Below are 18,258 nucleotides of genomic sequence, written 5' to 3' on the forward strand. Positions count from 1 at the left end.
GTGAAAGTGAACCCCGAATGTCCTTGGAAGCCACCGACTACATGGGGCAGACGTCGTGCGGTGACGACACGCGTTCCCCGCTCCGTGACTTTCTGCGGACCGAGACCGGCAGCGCCGCCGTCCTGGTGGTGGCGGCGCTCGTCGCGCTCGTCTGGGCCAATGTCGCACCCTCGGCGTACGAGTCGTTCTGGCAGACCCGCCTCGCCGTCCGGCTCGGCTCGCACGGGGTCTCCCTCGATCTACGCGAGTGGGTCAACAGCGGGCTGATGACGCTGTTCTTCCTCGTCGTGGGCCTGGAGGCGCGCCGCGAGTTCGACATGGGCGAGCTGCGCGACCGCAGACGGCTGGCGCTGCCGATCGTCGCGGGCGCCAGCGGCATGCTCGTGCCGATCGGCATCTACCTGGCGATCAACAGCGGGCACGGGACAGCGCACGGCTGGGGCGCGGTGATGTCCACCGACACCGCGTTCGCGCTGGGCATGCTGGCCGTCGTCGGCCGCCAAATGCCGCCCGGGCTACGGGTGTTCCTCCTCACGATCACCGTCGTCGACGACTTCCTGGCGCTCGTGGTGATCGCCGTCTTCTACAGCGACCACCTCGTCGTACCGGCGCTCCTCGTCGCCGTGGGCACGTTCGCCGTGATCGTGCTGCTGATGCGGTACAGGGTGCGCCGGGGGCCCGTGTACGCGCTGCTCGGGGTGGTGGCCTGGGTCGCCCTGCTCGAATCGGGTGTGGACCCCGTCGTCATCGGGCTCGCCATGGGGCTGATCACGTACGCCTATCCGGCGGGACGCGACGACCTCGAACGCGCCACCGGCCTTTTCCGGCTGTTCCGCGAGCAGCCCACACCCGAGCTGGAACGCGACGTACGCGCCGGCATCGCCGCGTCGATCTCCCCGAACGACCGCTTGCAGCGCATGTACCACCCGTGGGCGAGCTATGTCGTGGTCCCGCTGTTCGCGCTGGCCAACGCCGGGCTCCAGATCAGCGGGGAGCAACTGACCAGGGCCTTCACCTCACCCGTCGGGCTGGGCATCCTCATCGGGTACGTCGTCGGCAAGCCGCTCGGCATCGTCTCCTCGACGGCGCTGACCAGCGTCCTGTCCCGGGGCCGGATCCGGCCGCCGGTCGGCTGGGGGGCCGTGACCGCGGGCGGCACCCTGGCCGGCGTCGGCTTCACGGTCTCCCTGCTGATCGCGACCCTCGCCTTCGACGGCACCACCCTGGAGGACGCGAAGACGGGCATCCTCAGTGCGGTCATCGCCTCGTTCCTGGTCGGCCGCCTGGTCACCGGCGCGATCGGACTGCTTCCGCCGCAGGTCCGGCCCAGGCTGCTGTTCGGCAAGGTGGAGACCATCGTCGACCTGTCGGTCCCCGTCGACCCCGACCGCGACCACGTGCGCGGACCGCGGCACGCCCCGGTGACCGTCGTGGAGTACGGCGACTACGAGTGCCCCTTCTGCGGGCAGGCCGAGCCGGTCGTCCGCGAACTGCTCGGGTCCTTCGGGGACGAGGTGCGCTATGTGTGGCGGCACCTCCCGCTCACGGACGTGCACGTCCACGCCCAGCTCGCCGCCGAGGCCGCGGAGGCCGCCGCGCTGCAGGGCGGCTACTGGGCCATGCACGACCTGCTGCTCGGCCACCAGGGAGCCCTGCGCCTCAAGGATCTGCGGGGCTACGCCGAACAGATCGGCCTCGACACCGCCCGCTTCGAACGGGACATGCGGGCCCACGCCGGGGCGAGCCATGTCGCCGAGGACGTCGAGTCGGCCGACCTCAGCGGCGTCGCGGGCACCCCGACCTTCTTCGTCAACGGGCGCCGCCACTATGGCGCGTACGACATCGACGGCCTGTCCCAGGCCGTGCGGGCGGCCCGTGAGCGGGCGGCGGTGGCGGCCGTCTAGAGCCGGGAATGCGCCGAGGGGTGCCGGTGTTGGAACGCATGTAGCTGACATGCTCGGGACAAAATCCCGGGATGTGGGCGGAAGGAGGTCCTCATGGCACGCACCACGACCCGTCCTGTCGTCACCCTGAAGTCGACGGCCGGGACCGGCGTCACCTATGTGACGCGCAAGAACCGTCTCAACGACCCCGACCGGCTCGTCCTGCGCAAGTACGACCCGGTGGCCGGAGAGCACGTCGAATTCCGCGAGACACGTTGAACCCAGCACAGCGGCCGTCCCTCCGTGGACGGCCTGAGGAAGGAAGCACCATGAGGTCTGGCATCCACCCCGTATCCCGTCCGGTCGTCTTCCGCGATCGCGCGGCGGACACCGCGTTCCTCACCACCTCGACCGCGCACTCGGCGCGCACGATCGAGTGGGCGGACGGCAACACCTACCCGCTGATCGACGTCGAGATCTCGTCGGCCAGCCACCCGTTCTACACCGGCAACACGCGGGTCGTGGACACCGCCGGCCGCGTGGAGCGCTTCGAGCGCCGCTACGGGAGGACGTCATGAAGGTCCGCAATTCCCTGCGCTCGCTGAAGGCCAAACCCGGCGCGCAGGTGGTGCGCCGCCGAGGCGTCACGTTCGTGATCAACAAGAAGGACCCGCGCTTCAACGCCCGCCAGGGCTGACGCGGCGCGTACGACCGGTCGGCCCGGCCCCGCTTTGTCGCGGTGGCCGGGCCTTCGTCGTTCCCGCTCGCACGTTCCGGAGGGAGAAAAATCGGTTCTTTATGCTTATAGCGGTACCAACCCCTTGGAGTGGTGGATGTTCCGGAAGCGCCCCACGGACGACGGCGACGAGCTGCTGGCCAGGCTCGGGACGCTGACCGCCCAGGCACGCGAGCGCGCGGAGCTGCAGCGCTCCCTGCTCCAGTTGGCCGTCGCCCTCCAGCGCGGCATGCTGCCCGGCGACATGCCCGTCACCCCCCGGTTCCACCTCGCGGTCCAGTACTCACCCGCCAACCACGGCCTCAACGTGGGCGGCGACTGGTACGACGCGTTCACGATGCCCGACGGGCGCATCGGTCTGTCCATCGGCGACGTCCAGGGCCACAACATCGAGGCCGCCGCCTTCATGGGCCAGGTCAGGGTCGGCCTGCGCGCACTCGCCTCGGTCACCAGCGAACCCGGCGAACTCCTCAGCCTCACCAACGACCTGCTCCTGTCCCTCGGCACCGAACTCTTCGCCACCTGCACCTTTGTCCGGCTCGACCCGGTCACCGGAGTGCTGGAGAGCGCACGGGCCGGACACATACCCTCCGTGTGGGCCACGGCGGACGGCCGGTGCGGCATCACCGACGACGAGGGCGGACCGCCCCTCGGCATCGTCGCCGGACAGCGTTACCCGGTGACCGAGCACCGGCTCACCACGGGCGGCGTCTTCGTCCTGGTGACCGACGGCGTGGTCGAGGGCCCCTCGATGAGCGTCGACGAAGGCCTCGACCAGGTGATGCGCCTCGCCGGAGTCGCCGCTGTGGCGGGCATGGAGGCGGGCTCGCTCGCCGCCGCCGTGATCAAGGGAGCCGAACGGGTGGGCCACGAGGACGACGCGGCCGTCCTGGTCGTGGGCCACGACGCGCCCGACACCGGGCCGTAGGCCGTGTCCGCGAAGTCCCGCGACGGGATTTCACGGACGCGACCCGGGCCGTTCCCGCTCCGCCCCTCGCCTCGCCGACCCGGCCGGGTCGGTGTCTGATGGCAGCTGTGGTGGGTTTCGATGATCTGCGGCGACCGGCCGGGTACGCCCTCCTGACGCTGGCCGTCGCCGGCGGCTACTTCGCGGCGGGACGGCTGGGCCTGCTGCGGCAGCTGGTCGTCGAGGGCGCCGTGTTCACACCCATCTGGCCGCCCACCGGCGTCGCGGTGGCCTGTCTGCTGCTCTTCGGGCTGCGGGTCCTGCCCGGGATCGCCCTCGGCGTGCTCCTCGTGATCATGTCCCTCACCTCGCTCCGGCCCACGGTGCTCGTCGTCCTGGCGGGCAACACCCTGGCCCCCGCCTGCGCCTACCTCATGCTGCGCCGGGTGGGCTTCCGCACCGATCTCGGCCGGCTGCGGGACGGCCTCGCGCTGGTGTTCCTGGGCGCCCTGTCCGCCATGCTGATCAGCGCCTCCTGCGGGGTCGGACTGCTCGTCATCACCGACAAGCTGGAGGAACACTCCTTCTGGCCGGTCTGGCTGGGCTGGTGGGTCGGCGACGCGATGGGCGTCCTCATCGTCACCCCGCTCCTGCTCATGCTGAGCACCGTGCGCCGGCCACTGGACCTGCACCGCTGGAAGGAGGCCCTGCTGCTCGCGGCGACCGTCGCCGTGATCGTCCCGCTGGTCACCCACAGCCACGTCAGTCTGCTGTTCCTGGTCTATCCGCTGCTGATCTGGGCGGCACTGCGGTTCCGCCTCGCGGGCAGCATGCTGTGCGCCCTGTTCGCCTCCGTCATGGCCACCATCGCCGCGACCCAGGAGTCGGGCCCGTTCGGCCGGCTCACCCATGTCGAGGTGATGATGAAGCTCCAGGCCTTCAACGGCACGATGGCCCTCACCGCCCTGCTGCTGTCCGCCGTCATCACCGAGCAGCGCAACACCAGACTCTCGGTGGAACGGGCCTGCCAGGAACTGGCCGAGGTCCTCGAACACCTCACCGCGGGGGACCCCCGCCAGGGCGGCCGTCCGTGACCGGCCCGCTCCGTCACAGGAGGCCCGCGTCACCCCTCCGGCGCAGCACCAGCAGCGCGGTGTCGTCCCGGGGCGTGCCCGCCGTGTGGCGGCGCAGGTCGCCGTAGAGGGTGGCCGGCACATCCTTCGGGAGGACCTCGCCCCAGGCCGCGGCGCGCTCCTCCAGCGGATAGAACGCGCCGGACGGATCACGCGCCTCGGTGACGCCGTCCGTGCAGAGCAGCAGGGTGCCGTCCGGCGGGAACACGAACCATTCGACGGTACGAGGCTCAGGGGCCAGCGCGTCGAGGCCCAGCGGAACGCAGGGCTCCTGCCGGAGCACCGGCTCGGCCCGCTCCTCGTGGAGCAGCAGCGGCGCCACATGACCGCAGTTGATCGCCTGGACCTCCCGCTCACCGTCGACCCCGAGGACGATCGCCGTCACGAACCGCTCCCGCTCACCGGTCTGCGCCGCGAAGGAGTTGTGCCGCAGCACCGCCTCCTCCAGGGCGTCGACCACGGCCGTGAGCGTGGGTTCGGCGACGGCCGCCTCGCGGAAGGCGCTCAGTACGGCGAAGGCCGCGCTGATCGCCTGGAGGCCCTTGCCCTGGACGTCGGCGATGAAGACGCGGGTGCCGTACGGGGAGGCGACCACCTCGTAGACGTCGCCCCCGACCCGGCTGTCCTCCTCCACCGGCCGGTACAGACCGTGGACCAGCAGCTGGTCGGTCATCAGCGGAAACGGGCGCAGGATCTGCCGTTGCAGGGCCGCCGCCGCGGACCGCAGCCGGGCGATCTCGCCCTCCCAGCGGATCCGCTGCGCCGCCCGGGCCACGCTGAGGCCGTTGAACACCAGAGTGAAGGCGATGACCGCCGCGTCCGCGCCCGCCGTGCCCAGCGGGCTGTCGATGAGGGAACCGACGATGACCAACGTCACCCACACCGAGGCGACGGTGGTCTGCCGCACCGTCCCACGCCCGGCGATCAGCGCGGGCAGCACCACCAGAAACGGCGCCGGGCGGGTGTCCCGGCCCAGGACGATGCCGGTCAACGCCACCAGTGCCGTGACGCTGACGAGCCAGAACACCACCACGGCCCAGGAGAGCGGAGGCGTGGTCCGGTGCCCGGCGTCGGCCACGGTGGAACCGGCCGGATCTCCAGATCTGCGCACCGGCCCTCCCGCTGCCTTCACTCGTCGGACAACCGTCGGGATCGCTTCCCACTCTTCAATATCGGCCCCATGCGTACCGTCCGCGAGCTGCGCCGACAGTTCCGGACCGACCAGGGACGCGCCCGACCCGGTCGGGGGGCCGGATTCCGAACCGTATGGTCCACCGATGGTGGGGGAGTGAGGGGACAGTGCTCATCTGGCGCACGTTGCGGGGGGAATGGCAGGGCATCGTCGTCGATCCCGTACGTCAGTTGCTGCGGCGTGGACTGCCGGGTGTGTCCCTGGCGTTCGTCGCCGCCTTCGGCGTCATCTTCTTCCACGCGCTGGCACAGCGGCCGGGCGGTGAGACGGTGGTGCGGCATCTCGGTGGCGTCCAGGGCGACCTGCCGCTGTGGCTCGCCCTGCTGCGCACCCCCATATCGCTGTACGTGCCCGCCCTCGACCTGCCCGTGTGGGCCGGCATCACCCAACTGTTCCTCGCCTTCGCGCTGGCCGAGCTGGCACTCGGCCGGGCCCGGACGCTGTTCGTCGCCTACGCGACCACGCTGGCCGGCACCCTCACGGTCCGCGTGATGCTCCTGATCGGGCCCGGCTGCGGGGGCATCGGGCTGCGGCCCGAGATCGGACATGTCCTCGACACCGGACCGTCCGCCGCGGTCGTGGGCCTCTTCACCTATCTCGCCGTCGTCCGCCGCGCACCGGTCGTGTTCGTCCTCACCGGCGGATCGATGGTGTGGGAGTCGATCGTGAGACCCAACCTGGCGGGCCGCGAACATCTGGTCGCGGTGGGTACCGCCCTCGTCATGGGCCTGTTCCACGAGCTGCGCCACCGGCGGGCGACCGTCACGGCGCTGCTCCCGCAGTTCGGGACGGGCCGGCCGGTCAGGGCCGAGACGGGCTGCCCATCTCCGCGGTGAACCCCACCGGCTCGCTGTCGAACCCGCGCACCATCGAGCGGAACTCCCACGCCCCGGAGGCGTCCTTGGTGAACTCCCCGACCGTCGCGGCGGTGGACCCGGCCACTCCGGCGAAGTCGTCCGACAGCAGCTCCTTGTACCCCTCCACGACCAGCGCCCTGGCGTGCGACAGATCACCGAAGGTCCTGGGCCCGCCGCTCTGATGGATCGCCACCCCTACGACCACCCGCGCGAAGGAGGACGCGAGGCGGTCGAGTTCCAGCACCATCACCTCGATGTACCCGTACCCCTGACCCGTCTCGCTGTGCCGGCTCATGTTGATGGTGCCGTCCGGCGAGCGGCTCTCGGTGTGGACGACGTACACCGGACGACCGTACGGGGCGTCGGCGGAGTAGGTTGCCGCGACGATGTCCAGATGGCGCGGTGGCTCACCGAAGGGACTCGGATCCCAGCGGAGCCGCACCTCGACCTTGCCCTCGACCTTGCTGATAATGCTCACTGGATGCCGCTCTCCCCGTATCAGGCCATCACGGGACGATCCCCCGCATGGTCAAGTATGGCTCTTCGGTGGCTTGTTGGTGCCGTCCGAGCTTGTCTGACCTGCCTGGGGCCGGGAGTCCTGGATCACATTCACCAGCCCGGCGACGAGGTTCGCCCGCTCGGCCATCGACCCGACGAGCAGATACTCGTGGTCGGCGTGGGCCCCGCCCCCGACCGCTCCCAGCCCGTCGAGCGTCGGCACCCCCAGCGCTGCCGTGAAGTTCCCGTCGCTGCCACCACCGACCGCCCTGCCTTCGAGACCGGGCAGCAACCGCCGCGCCACCGCGAACAGTTCGGCCGCCGCGGACTCGGGCATGGGAGGCCGGCCGACCCCTCCCCGTACGGTGATCACCGCCTCGTCGAGACGCGGGGACAGGGCGGCGAACGCGGACTCGATCCGCTCCTTCTCGTCGGCCGACTCGACCCTGACGTCCACGACGACGGTCGCCTCCGCCGGTACGACGTTGTCCAGCGTCCCCGCCGACGCGACGGTCGGGGTGACCGTGGTGCCGATCTCGGGCCGCGCCAACGCCGCGACGGCCAGCACCTGGTGGGCCGCCTCGACCAACGCGTTGACCCCGGCGGCGGGTTCGAGTCCCGCGTGCGAGGCCCGGCCCGCGACGGACACCTCGAAGGTGCCGCAGCCCTTGCGGCCGGTCTTCACGGCCCCGCCGTCGGCGGCGCCCTCGACCACGAGAACGGCACCGCAGGCGAGGGCGCGTTCCTCGATCAACGCCCGGGAGAAGTGGGAGCCGACCTCTTCGTCGGCGGTCACCAGGATCTCGACCCCGGACCGGTCGGTGAGCGTCGCCAGCCCGTGGACCGCCTGCACCAGACCGCCGAGCATGTCGAAGACACCGGGTCCGTACGCCCGGCCGTCCTCGACCCGGAAGGGGCGCAGTTCCAGGGTGCCGAGCGGGAACACCGTGTCGTGGTGACCCAGGATCAGCACGCGCGGTGCGCCACCGCCCGACCAGTGGACGTGCGGCCCGCCGTCGCTGTCGACGACCGCGGCATGCCCACCGAGCCGCCCCTCGATGACCTCGGCGACGGTCTCGGCCGATTTCCTCAGGGCGTCCAACTGGCGTGACGGTGACTCGACCTGGACGAGGGTCCTGAGGTCGTCGATCATCGCGTCGACATTCACGTCGACGGCTTGGCGCATGCTGGTCATGGCCCAAGGCTACGTGGGCGTCGGCGCAGGCCGGATCGGCGAAGGGCCGCCTCGACGGTGTGTGTCGAGGCGGCCCTTCGGCGGTGCCGGTGTGTCCCGGAGCCGGTCAGTCCGTGCCGGACTCCATCGCGGCGCGGTCCAGCAGCGCGTCGTCCTCGTCGACCTCGCCCCGGGAGGCGATGGCCTCGGCGCCGCCCTCGGGCATGGAGCCGATGAGGCCGGTCGCGGCGGCCTGCGCGGCGCCGATCGCGGCGTTTCCGGCGCCGATCAGACCGAGCCCGGCGTACTGCTCCAGCTTGGCGCGCGAGTCGGCGATGTCGAGGTTGCGCATGGTGAGCTGGCCGATCCGGTCCACCGGGCCGAAGGCCGAGTCCTCGGTGCGCTCCATGGACAGCTTGTCCGGGTGGTAGCTGAATGCGGGGCCCGTGGTGTCGAGCAGCGAGTAGTCCTCGCCGCGCCGCAGCCGCAGGGTGACCTCGCCGGTGATCGCCGAGCCGACCCAGCGCTGGAGGGACTCGCGGACCATCAGGGCCTGCGGGTCCAGCCAGCGGCCCTCGTACATCAGGCGGCCCAGGCGCCGGCCCTCGTTGTGGTACTGGGCGAGGGTGTCCTCGTTGTGGATCGCGTTCACCAGGCGCTCGTAGGCGGCGTGCAGCAGGGCCATGCCGGGCGCCTCGTAGATGCCCCGGCTCTTGGCCTCGATGATCCGGTTCTCGATCTGGTCGGACATGCCCATGCCGTGGCGGCCGCCGATCGCGTTGGCCTCCATCACCAGGTCGACGGGGGAGGCGAACTCCTTGCCGTTGATCGTCACCGGGCGGCCCTGGTCGAAGCCGATCGTCACGTCCTCGGTGGCGATCTCGACCGACGGGTCCCAGAAGCGGACGCCCATGATCGGCTCCACCGTCTCCACGCCCGTGTCCAGGTGCTCAAGCGTCTTGGCCTCGTGGGTGGCGCCCCAGATGTTGGCGTCGGTGGAGTACGCCTTCTCCGTGCTGTCCCGGTAGGGCAGCTCGTGCGCGAGCAGCCACTCCGACATCTCCTTGCGGCCGCCCAGCTCGGTCACGAAGTCCGCGTCCAGCCAGGGCTTGTAGATCCGCAGGTGCGGGTTGGCGAGCAGGCCGTAGCGGTAGAACCGCTCGATGTCGTTGCCCTTGAAGGTCGAGCCGTCGCCCCAGATCTGGACGTCGTCCTCAAGCATCGCCCGGACCAGCAGGGTGCCGGTGACGGCACGGCCCAGCGGGGTGGTGTTGAAATAGGCGCGCCCGCCGGAGCGGATGTGGAACGCCCCGCAGGTGAGCGCGGCCAGGCCCTCCTCGACCAGCGCCGCACGGCAGTCCACCAGACGCGCGATCTCGGCGCCGTAGGCCTGCGCGCGGCCGGGCACCGAGGCGATGTCGGGCTCGTCGTACTGGCCGATGTCGGCGGTGTAGGTGCAGGGGACGGCACCCTTGTCGCGCATCCAGGCGACCGCGACCGAGGTGTCGAGTCCGCCCGAGAAGGCGATGCCGACGCGCTCGCCGGTGGGAAGAGAGGTGAGGACCTTAGACATAGGAAGATTATGCACGCTCGCGCATGGTCATGCAAAGTCCCCTTCCGGAATCAGTTCCGCCGGGTGCCCGCGGAAGAGCGGGACACCCGGCGGAACCGGTCGCGTCGGTCGGGTCAGCAGCCGGCCTTGTAGAAGTACTTGCTGATCTCGGGCTGACCCATGTTCGCCTTGGTGATGGCGACCATGTTGGTGCCGATCGACTTCTGGACGGTCTTACCCTCGAAGGCCGCGGCCAACTGGTCGACCGCCTCCTTGCCGATCGCCGCCGGATCCTGCGCGACCAGGACCTGGAGGGTGCCCGCCTTGAGCGAGGCGACCTCGTCCGGCTCGGCGTCGAACGCGGCGACCTTCACCGCGCCCTGCTTGCCGGCCTGCTTGAGACCGGTGGCGATGCCCGTACCGGTGTTGGTGTTGCCCGCGAAGACACCGCCCAGGTCGGGGTGGGCCGCCAGCGTCGACTGGATCTGCGAGGCCGCGGTGGCCGGCAGGTCGTTGTCGTACAGGGTCGGCAGCAGCTTGATGTTGGGGTACTTCCCCATCTCCTCGGTGAAGCCCTTGATGCGGGCGTCCGTGGTGGAGACACCGGGCTTGACGCTGATGACGATCGCCGAGCCCTTCTCGTTCATCAGCTTGGCGAGCGCGTCGGCCGCCACCCGGCCGCCCTTCTCGTTGTCGGACGAGATCCGGGTGATGCCGATCGAGGAGTCGGAGACCGTGGTGTCCACCAGCGCCACCTTGGTCCCGGCCGACTGGATCTGCTTGAGCGAGGGGGTGAGCGCGCTGGTGTCGACCGGCGAGATCAGCAGCCCGTCCGGCCGGGAGGCGGCCACCGAGTCGAGGAGGGGCCGCTGCACCGACACGTCCCACTGCGCGGAACCGTCCGCGGAGAAGTCCATGCCCTTGGCCTTGGCCTCGGTCTGCGCCGCGCAGGTCATGGTGATGTAGAAGGGGTCGCTCTTCACGCCGGTGATCAGCCGGACCTTCTTGCCCGAGGCGCCGCCCTTCGACCCCGAACCGCCGCTGTCGCTCGACGAACTGCAGGCGGCGGCGCCGGTGAGGGCCAGCACGGTGCCCGCGGCGACCAGTATTTTGCGGGAGACGCGGATGCTCGACATAAGGGTGTCCTCCTGGGTCGTGCGGGGGTCGGTGCGGGGTTCTCTGATGGACTCGCTGCGGGGGTCAGGCACGCTCTCGGGTCTTCCTGCGCATCTGGTCGATGTAGACCGCCACGACCAGGACGACGCCCACGGCGACGTCCTGCCAGTACTGCTGAACGCCGATGACGATCAGCCCGGTGGTGAGCACGGCGGGGATGAACACACCGATCACGGTGCCGAGCACGGAACCCCGCCCGCCGAACAGGCTGGTGCCGCCCAGGACCACCGCGGTGATCACCTTCAGGTTGTCGGTGGAATGCCCGGCGATGGACGTGGTGCCGTACGAGGCCAGCCACATCACCGCGCCCAGACCGGCGAGCAGGCCCATCAGGCCGTAGACCAGGACGAGATGACGTCCCACCGGGATGCCCGCACGGCGAACGGCGGTCGGGTTGGAGCCGATCGCCAGGGTGTGGCTGCCGAAGCGCGTGGCGCCCAGCACCGCGCCGAACAGGGCGGTGACCACCGCCGCGAGGATCACCATCCACGGGATGCCGAGCAACTTGCCGAAGCCCAGGCTGTTCTGGAGGTGGGTGGCCGCGGCACCGGCCGGGTCCTGGCCTCCGGTGGCCAGTTCGGCGATACCCAGGGCCGCGCCCAGACCGCCCAGGGTCACGATCAGCGGCGGCACCTTGCCGGTCGCCACCACCGCGCCCTGCAACGCGCCCCAACCCGCGCCCACGGCAAGGGCGATGAGGACGCACACGGTGACCGTGCCCCAGCCGGCGGTGGGTCCGCCGTGGTGGAGGTTGTACTCGCCCGCGGCGACCGCGGCCAGGACCAGCACCGAGCCGATCGACAGATCGATGCCCGCGGTGATGATCACGAACGTCATGCCGACGCCGAGCACCAGATAGATGGCCGCGTTCACGGCGATCTGCGTGATGTCGTACTGCGTGAAGAACTTGCCCGGCGCCGCGATCGTGAAGAACGCGACCAGCGCCACGAGGATCACGAACGTCCACAACTCGCTGATCCCGGCGGCCCGTCGCAGCCACGGGGGTATCGCGAGGCGTCCGCCGTCGGCCGGGGGCGGCGGCTCCTGCGCCGGGGCGGCCGGCTTGATGTCCTGGCTGTTGGCGCTCATCGCCCGTCCTCCGCTTCCGTCGCGCCGGCCGGGGCGTGGTTCCCGCCCGGCGCGGGCTCGTCCAGCGATCCGGTCATGGCCCCGACGAGTTTCTCGATCGTGGCGTCCGCCGCGGTGAACGAGGCGACCCGGCGCCCCAGCCGCAGCACCTCGACCCGGTCCGCGACCGACAGCACCTCGGGCATGTTGTGGCTGATGAGCACGACGCAGATGCCCCGGTCGGCGACCCTGCGGACGGTCTCCAGGACACGGGCGCGCTGGACGACGCCCAGGGCGGCGGTCGGCTCGTCCATGAAGATGACCTTGTTGGCGAAGGCGACCGCCCGCGCGACTGCCACGGACTGCCGCTGCCCTCCCGACAACGTTGTCACAGGAGCCGTCACATCTTTCAGCTCGACGCCCAGTTCACCGAACGCCGCGACCGCCTCCCGGCGCATCGTGGGCCGGTCGAGCACGCCCAGGCGGCCGAGGAAGCCGCCGCGGACGAGTTCCCTGCCGAGATAGAGATTGGCCGCCGCGTCCAGATCCGGCGCCAGCGAAAGATCCTGGTAGACGGTCTCGACACCGTGCTGTTGCGCGTCCATCGGCCCGCTGAACCGGACCGGCACCCCGTCCAGGCGTACCTCGCCCTCGTCCGGGGTGAGCACGCCGGAAAGGACGTTCACCAACGTCGACTTGCCGGCACCGTTGTCACCGATCAGTGCGACGACCTCACCGGCGTACGCCGTGAAGTCGGCGCCCTGGAGCGCCTGGACATGGCCGAAACGCTTGACCACACCATGTGCCGCGAGAAGTGGTTCCCTTGCAGAGGCCATGCTGTGCTTTCTGGTTGGTATCGTTAACAGTTCGTCGATTCTGGGAGGCCCATGAGTGGGCGTCAAGGGTCGGGTACGAACGGAATCGGGCGGGCATCATCAGCCCGTCGGTCCGGGCGTGCCGGACGGGATCTGGAGGACGCGGCGTGGCCAGTCGTCCCAGGATGAAGGACGTAGCCGCGGCAGCCGGCGTGAGTGTGATGACGGTGTCCCGGGTCGTCAACGGCGAGACGGGCGTGGCACCGCGAACGGCCGCCCGGGTGGAGGCCGCCGTCCGCCGGCTGGGCTATCAACGCGACGACGTGGCACGGCAGTTGCGCCGTACGGACCGATTGAGCCAGACCATCGGACTGATGGTGGACAACGTTGCCGACCCCTTCATGGCCGCCGTCGCCTCCGCCACCGAGGACATCGCCCACCGGCGCGGCAACATGGTGCTCATCGGCTCCAGCCGCGCCGACCCGCACCGTGAACGCGAGGTCGTCGCGGCCTTCACCGCCCGCCGCGTCGACGGGCTGATCCTGACCCCGGTCGCGGGCGACCACCGCTTCCTGCGCTCGGCGCAGGCACGGGGTACGAAGATCGTGTGCGTGGACCGGGCGGCGCCGGGTCTGGACGTGGACACCGTGGTGGTGGACAACTTCGGCGCGGTGGAGCGGGCCGTGCGCCATCTGATCGCGCACGGCCATCGCCGGATCGGCTACCTCGGCGACAAACGGGAGATCTGGACCTGCGGCGAGCGCCACCGCGGCTATCTGGCGGCCCTGAGCGCGGCGGGTATCGACGCCGATCCGGCGCTCGTACGGCACGGGGTGGGCTCCGGCGCGGACGCCGCCCGGGCCGTCACCGCGATCCTCTCCGCGCCCGAGCCGCCCACCGCCGTGGTCGCGGGCAACGAGGTCCTCGCGTTCGGTGTGCTGGCCGTGCTGCCCGCCACGATCGCGTTCATCGCCTTCGACGACTTCGCCCTGGCCGCGCGGTTGACCCCGCCGGTCACCGTCATCGCGCAAGACCCGGTGGCCCTCGCGACGAGCGCCGCGCATCTGCTGTTCGCCCGTATCAACGGGGACACGTCACCGCCCCGCCGGGTCGTCATGCCGACCGAGCTGATCCCGCGCGGGTCGGGGGAGATTCCGGGACCCGGCACGCCGCCCGCCGCTCCTCGGCGCTGACGACTCCCAGCCCCCGTCCCGCGCACGGCACCGGTTTGTTACGCGCGGGGCCGCTCGAAGGTGAGGAGGAGCCCCTCGACCGCGCCGGGACCGATGCGGCCCTTGACGTCGGCGGCGGTGATGGCCTTCAGGCCCCAGCCGTCCTCGGCGTGCTTGTTGAGGACCTTCTCCAGCTTGTCGCCGTCCAGCGCGTCGCCGATCAGCGACTCCCGGAAGCTGACGACCTTGTACTCGAACGTGTAGGGGTTGCTCATGGCTGCGATGTCCTCCTGTGCGTGCACGGTCTGCGGTGGCCGGGGTCAGCCAATCACGGGGAGACGCTCACGCGCAGGCCGGGGGTGGTTTCGCGGCACCGGCCGCCAACTGGGTCCGGAACGGCGGGTGTTGTCCGGAGCGGGCGTCGAGGGGGAGCGCCGGGGTATGTCATCACGGCACGGTACGGCCGTCGTGTCACGCCGGACCCGGCGGGACGGAGCCGTAGCGTGACCGGTGGTGGACCAGGAGGACGCGGACCGATCCCGTGGGGGAGCGATGTGCTGGAGTGCGCAAGCGGATCTCGTCGCGGGCGCGGGCGTCCTCGCCATCGGGACGGCCTGTGTGGCCATGACCCGCAGGCCCGCCGATCTCCCGTTGGCCGCGCTGCCGGTGCTGCTCGGCGTCCATCAGATCGTGGAGTCCCTGGTGTGGGCGGAGGGCGGAGGCACCGGCGCCGCCACCCTCACCTGGGCGATCATCGCCCTGCCGTTGCTCGCGGTGTGGGTTCCGGCGGGCGTGTGGTGTGCCGTGCCACGGCGGGCACGGCCCCGGATCGGTGTGCTGCTCGCGATCGGGGTGGTCACGGCGGCGGTCCTCGCCGAGGCCCTCGTCGCGCACCCGGTGTCCTCCGAGATCCGCGGCCACACCGTCGGGTACGTCGTCGACCTTTCCCACCCTCAACTGGTCATCGCCGGCTACCTCGTGGCGACGGTCGGCTCGTTGCTCGCGTCCGGCGACCGCGGGCTGGTGCTGCTGGGCGTCCTGGTCGCCGTCGGCGCGGTCGTCTGCTGGGCGCTGTGGGAGCTGGAGTTCGTCTCGACGTGGTGCGCGGTCGCCGCGGTGACTTCGGTGGTCCTGTTCTTCTGGGTTCGTGGGCGGGGTCAGGGGACTTGGCGGTATGTGGGTGTGTCGCGGGGTGGGGCGGCGGGCTGAGGCGCGCGTCGCGAGTGAAGCGCCAGGCTCCGCAGGTTAGGTAGGCAGGGGAACCCGGTGGGCGCAGGTTCCGTCCGGTCACGCTGCTCGCCGGTGTCGCGGGCCCCCTCCGCCTTGGGGAAAACCAGGCTTGCTTGGGGAAGACCCGACCGCCCATTCCGGGCGTGTTCACACATGTGCCGCTTCCGGTACACAAGGCGCGACTCTGATGAGCCCCGCCCGCGCAGCCCCGCCCCGAACACCCGGGAGACAACAGATGTCCAGACGTCACGTCAGATCCGCAGCCGTTCTCGCCGCCGCCGGAGTCCTGACCGGGGTGACCGCCGCTCAGCCCGCCGCGTTCGCCGCCTCCCCCCGCCCGGCCGCCGCCAAGCATGTCCTGCTGGTCTCGGTCGACGGACTGCACCAGTCGGACCTGGCCTGGTACATCGCCAGACACCCGAAGTCCGCGCTGGCCCAACTGGTCGGCGGCGGCGTGGAGTACACCCACGCCAGCACCACCACGCCGTCCGACTCCTTCCCCGGCATGGTCGCCCAGGCGACCGGCGGCAGCCCCGGCACCACGGGCGTCTACTACGACGACACCTACAACGCCGCGCTCCTCCCGGCGGGAACCACCAGTTGCAAGGGCGTCAAGCCCGGGGTGGAGGTGGACCTCACGGAGGACCTGGACAAGAACCAGGCCTCCATCGATGCCGGTCAGGGCATCTTGGGCCTGCCGGACAACATCCTCTCGATGACCGGCCACCCGGCGAGCCTGATCAACGCGTCGAAGCTGCCGGTCGACCCGAAGACCTGCCAGCCGGTGTACCCGCACTCGTACCTCAAGGTGAACACGATCTTCGAGGTGGCCCGCCAGGCGGGTCTGCGTACCGCCTGGTCGGACAAGCACGCCGCCTACGAGATCCTCAACGGCCCCTCGGGCACCGGCGTCCAGGACCTGTTCACCCCGGAGATCAACAGCGACGCGCTCGGCTACGCCGCCGGCAACGACTGGACCACGGACAACAAGGCCACCGAGCAGTACGACGGCTACAAGGTGAAGGCCGTCCTCAACGAGATCGACGGCTACGACCACAGCCGCTCCCACAAGGTCGGCACCCCGGCGATCTTCGGCCTCAACTTCCAGTCGGTCTCCACCGCCCAGAAGCTGCCCACCTCGGACGGCCTCACCGGCGGCTACACCGCCAAGAACGTCCCGGGCCCGCTGCTGGTGAAGAACCTGGACTTCGTCAACACGGAGATCGGCGCCCTGACCGCCGAGATCGCCAAGCGGCACCTTTCCGGCAGCACCACCGTCATCCTCTCCGCCAAGCACGGCCAGTCGCCCACCGACCCCGCCGCGCTCACCCGCGTCGACGACAGCCCGCTGCTGGACGGCCTCAACGCCGCCTGGAAGAAGCTCCACCCCGGCGCCGCCGACCTGGTGACGCACGCGGTGGACGACGACGCCATGCTGCTCTGGCTCTCCGACCGCTCCGCGGCCGCCACCGCCTTCGCCAAGAAGTACCTGCTCGCCCAGAACGGCACCGGCACCGACATCAACGCCAAGCCCAAGGCCTACACCCGCAGCGGACTCAGCAAGGTCTACGCCGGCAAGGCCGCGGCCGACTACTTCCACGTCAAGGCCGGCGACGCCCGCGTCCCGGACCTCCTCGGCGTCGCGCAGTACGGCGTCGTCTACACCGGCGGCACCAAGAAGATCGCCGAGCACGGCGGCGGCCACTCCGACGACCTCGCCGTCCCTCTCGTCGTGTCAGGTGCCTCCGTCCCGGACGGCGTGCGCGACTCCGCGAGGGTGCAGACCAAGCAGATCGCACCGACGATCCTGAGCCTGCTCGGCCTCGACCCCCGTGCCCTCCAGGCGGTGCGCGAGGAACACACCAACGTGCTGCCGGTCCGCTGACCCTGCCGGTGCGTCTCGGCCGCGTCAGGCCCGAGGCGCACCGGGTTGGCCGAATCGGGTGGGCACGTCAGCGGACTCGGACGAGCATGACGTCGTAGCCGCTGTTCGTTTCGCGGGTCTTGCTGTGGGCGTCCTCGTTCGCACCGCCGGTGTCGGGGTTGCCCGTGTTGCCTTCGACGGTTGCGAAGCTGGAGCCGTTCACCGTCCGTACGAAGCCGATGCGATCGTGCCGCCGCCCCTGTAGCCGTCGCTTGTCTTGGCCGAGGGCCTTGGTCTTTCGGTTGGGCGTCGGGCAACTGCCCGCGTCGTGTTGCCGGCTTGATCAGGGGGTTGCGCCGGTCAGGGCGAGGAATTCGCTGCGGGAGCGGCCGTCGGTGCGCAGCAGGCCGAGGAGGGTGGAGGTCATGGTGCTGGAGCCGGTGGCCTGGACACCGCGCAGGGTCATGCAACTGTGCTCGGCCTCGATGACCACGCCGACTCCCTTGGGCTCCAGACGGATCTGCAGCCAGTCGGCGACCTGTTTGGTCAGCCGCTCCTGGACCTGCGGTCGGCAGGAGAAGTGCTCGACGACGCGGGCCAGTTTCGACAGGCCAAGGATCCGGCCGCCGGGCAGATAGCCGACGTGGGCGGTGCCGACGAACGGCAGCAGATGGTGCTCGCAGATAGACCGGACCGGGATGCGGCGGGCCAGGACGAGTTCGTCGTAGCCCTCGTCGTTGGGGAAGGTCGTCAGGTCGAAGGGGCGAGGGCTGAACAGTTCGGCGTAGGCGCGGGCCATGCGGCCCGGTGTTCCGCGCAGGCTTTCCGAGGAGGTGGAGATGCCGAGGGCGTTCAGGAACTGACCGGCGGCGCGTTCGGCGGCGGCCAGGTCGATGCCGTCGGGCTCATGGACCGCCCGCAGGGCAGGGCCTGCGGGGGGCGGGTCTTCCTGGTCGGTGGGACGTATTCGTGCGGTGGTGTGGTGCGAGGGGTCGGTCATG

General features: G+C 70.6%; 20 protein-coding genes. 10 read left to right on the plus strand and 10 right to left on the minus strand.

The window, feature by feature from the left end:
• Positions 1-17 precede the first annotated feature (17 nt).
• From nhaA to AB0M63_RS40080, 6 genes are all read left to right on the plus strand, one after another.
• Positions 18-1,904 carry a Na+/H+ antiporter NhaA gene (nhaA, locus tag AB0M63_RS40055; protein WP_366022846.1) on the plus strand — a complete coding sequence of 629 codons (1,887 nt, stop codon included), beginning with the start codon at positions 18-20 and terminating at the stop codon, positions 1,902-1,904.
• A gap of 93 nt (positions 1,905-1,997) precedes the next feature.
• The gene (gene rpmG / locus AB0M63_RS40060; protein ID WP_355915759.1) at positions 1,998-2,162 is read left to right on the plus strand and encodes a 50S ribosomal protein L33; all 165 of its coding nucleotides are present in this window, start codon (positions 1,998-2,000) and stop codon (positions 2,160-2,162) included.
• Positions 2,163-2,212: 50 nt separating this feature from the next.
• The gene (locus AB0M63_RS40065; protein ID WP_366022847.1) at positions 2,213-2,461 is read left to right on the plus strand and encodes a type B 50S ribosomal protein L31; all 249 of its coding nucleotides are present in this window, start codon (positions 2,213-2,215) and stop codon (positions 2,459-2,461) included.
• Positions 2,458-2,580 (plus strand): type B 50S ribosomal protein L36, encoded by a 123-nt coding sequence (gene ykgO, locus AB0M63_RS40070; protein ID WP_366022848.1) that lies wholly within the window; start codon positions 2,458-2,460, stop codon positions 2,578-2,580. The genes AB0M63_RS40065 and ykgO overlap by 4 nt, the downstream gene beginning before the upstream one ends.
• Positions 2,581-2,716: 136 nt before the next feature.
• Complete coding sequence (locus AB0M63_RS40075) at positions 2,717-3,547, plus strand: PP2C family protein-serine/threonine phosphatase (protein ID WP_355915752.1); 831 nt, start codon at positions 2,717-2,719, stop codon at positions 3,545-3,547.
• A gap of 98 nt (positions 3,548-3,645) precedes the next feature.
• The gene (locus AB0M63_RS40080; protein WP_366022849.1) at positions 3,646-4,620 is read left to right on the plus strand and encodes an MASE1 domain-containing protein; all 975 of its coding nucleotides are present in this window, start codon (positions 3,646-3,648) and stop codon (positions 4,618-4,620) included.
• Positions 4,621-4,633: 13 nt separating this feature from the next.
• Here AB0M63_RS40080 and AB0M63_RS40085 read toward each other — a convergent pair whose 3' ends face one another.
• Entirely contained in the window at positions 4,634-5,770 is a 1,137-nt protein-coding gene (locus AB0M63_RS40085) for a PP2C family protein-serine/threonine phosphatase (protein WP_355915746.1), read from the minus strand.
• A 188-nt stretch (positions 5,771-5,958) separates the two neighbouring features.
• Here AB0M63_RS40085 and AB0M63_RS40090 point away from each other — a divergent pair, with 188 nt between their 5' ends.
• The gene (locus AB0M63_RS40090) at positions 5,959-6,687 is read left to right on the plus strand and encodes a hypothetical protein (RefSeq protein ID WP_355915743.1); all 729 of its coding nucleotides are present in this window, start codon (positions 5,959-5,961) and stop codon (positions 6,685-6,687) included.
• Here AB0M63_RS40090 and AB0M63_RS40095 read toward each other — a convergent pair.
• From AB0M63_RS40095 to AB0M63_RS40120, 6 genes are all read right to left on the minus strand, one after another.
• Positions 6,653-7,207, minus strand: coding sequence for a TerD family protein (locus AB0M63_RS40095; protein ID WP_366022871.1), 555 nt, complete (start codon positions 7,205-7,207; stop codon positions 6,653-6,655). The two genes, AB0M63_RS40090 and AB0M63_RS40095, sit on opposite strands and share 35 nt — an antisense overlap.
• A 30-nt stretch (positions 7,208-7,237) precedes the next feature.
• Positions 7,238-8,401, minus strand: a complete 1,164-nt coding sequence (locus tag AB0M63_RS40100; RefSeq protein WP_366022850.1) for a M20 family metallopeptidase — start codon at positions 8,399-8,401, stop codon at positions 7,238-7,240.
• A 106-nt stretch (positions 8,402-8,507) separates the two neighbouring features.
• Complete coding sequence (gene argG / locus AB0M63_RS40105; RefSeq protein ID WP_356054113.1) at positions 8,508-9,953, minus strand: argininosuccinate synthase; 1,446 nt, start codon at positions 9,951-9,953, stop codon at positions 8,508-8,510.
• A 113-nt stretch (positions 9,954-10,066) separates the two neighbouring features.
• Positions 10,067-11,140: an ABC transporter substrate-binding protein gene (locus AB0M63_RS40110; RefSeq protein ID WP_366022851.1), complete on the minus strand. Its 1,074-nt coding sequence runs from the start codon at positions 11,138-11,140 to the stop codon at positions 10,067-10,069.
• Entirely contained in the window at positions 11,133-12,197 is a 1,065-nt protein-coding gene (locus AB0M63_RS40115) for an ABC transporter permease (RefSeq protein WP_355915731.1), read from the minus strand. Before AB0M63_RS40115 ends, AB0M63_RS40110 begins: the two co-directional genes overlap by 8 nt.
• Positions 12,194-13,012 (minus strand): ATP-binding cassette domain-containing protein, encoded by an 819-nt coding sequence (locus tag AB0M63_RS40120; protein ID WP_366022852.1) that lies wholly within the window; start codon positions 13,010-13,012, stop codon positions 12,194-12,196. The genes AB0M63_RS40115 and AB0M63_RS40120 overlap by 4 nt, the downstream gene beginning before the upstream one ends.
• Positions 13,013-13,158: 146 nt before the next feature.
• Between AB0M63_RS40120 and AB0M63_RS40125 the strand changes: the two genes are divergently transcribed.
• Positions 13,159-14,184 (plus strand): LacI family DNA-binding transcriptional regulator, encoded by a 1,026-nt coding sequence (locus AB0M63_RS40125; RefSeq protein ID WP_366022853.1) that lies wholly within the window; start codon positions 13,159-13,161, stop codon positions 14,182-14,184.
• A gap of 38 nt (positions 14,185-14,222) precedes the next feature.
• Here the strand turns inward: AB0M63_RS40125 and AB0M63_RS40130 are convergent, their stop codons facing one another.
• Positions 14,223-14,438: a DUF4177 domain-containing protein gene (locus AB0M63_RS40130; protein WP_355915722.1), complete on the minus strand. Its 216-nt coding sequence runs from the start codon at positions 14,436-14,438 to the stop codon at positions 14,223-14,225.
• Positions 14,439-14,715: 277 nt separating this feature from the next.
• Here AB0M63_RS40130 and AB0M63_RS40135 point away from each other — a divergent pair, with 277 nt between their 5' ends.
• On the plus strand, positions 14,716-15,372 hold the full coding sequence (locus tag AB0M63_RS40135; RefSeq protein ID WP_366022872.1) for a DUF6629 family protein: 657 nt from the start codon (positions 14,716-14,718) through the stop codon (positions 15,370-15,372).
• Positions 15,373-15,628: 256 nt separating this feature from the next.
• Positions 15,629-17,278 (plus strand): alkaline phosphatase family protein, encoded by a 1,650-nt coding sequence (locus tag AB0M63_RS40140; RefSeq protein ID WP_366022854.1) that lies wholly within the window; start codon positions 15,629-15,631, stop codon positions 17,276-17,278.
• A gap of 67 nt (positions 17,279-17,345) precedes the next feature.
• Here AB0M63_RS40140 and AB0M63_RS40145 read toward each other — a convergent pair whose 3' ends face one another.
• On the minus strand, positions 17,346-17,480 hold the full coding sequence (locus AB0M63_RS40145; RefSeq protein ID WP_355915716.1) for a hypothetical protein: 135 nt from the start codon (positions 17,478-17,480) through the stop codon (positions 17,346-17,348).
• A 120-nt stretch (positions 17,481-17,600) separates the two neighbouring features.
• Positions 17,601-18,257, minus strand: coding sequence for a GTP cyclohydrolase I FolE (gene folE, locus AB0M63_RS40150; protein ID WP_366022855.1), 657 nt, complete (start codon positions 18,255-18,257; stop codon positions 17,601-17,603).
• Position 18,258: the final 1 nt, after the last annotated feature.

This window comes from Streptomyces sp. NPDC051576 (genome assembly GCF_040681835.1).
Taxonomy (GTDB): Bacteria; Actinomycetota; Actinomycetes; order Streptomycetales; family Streptomycetaceae; genus Streptomyces.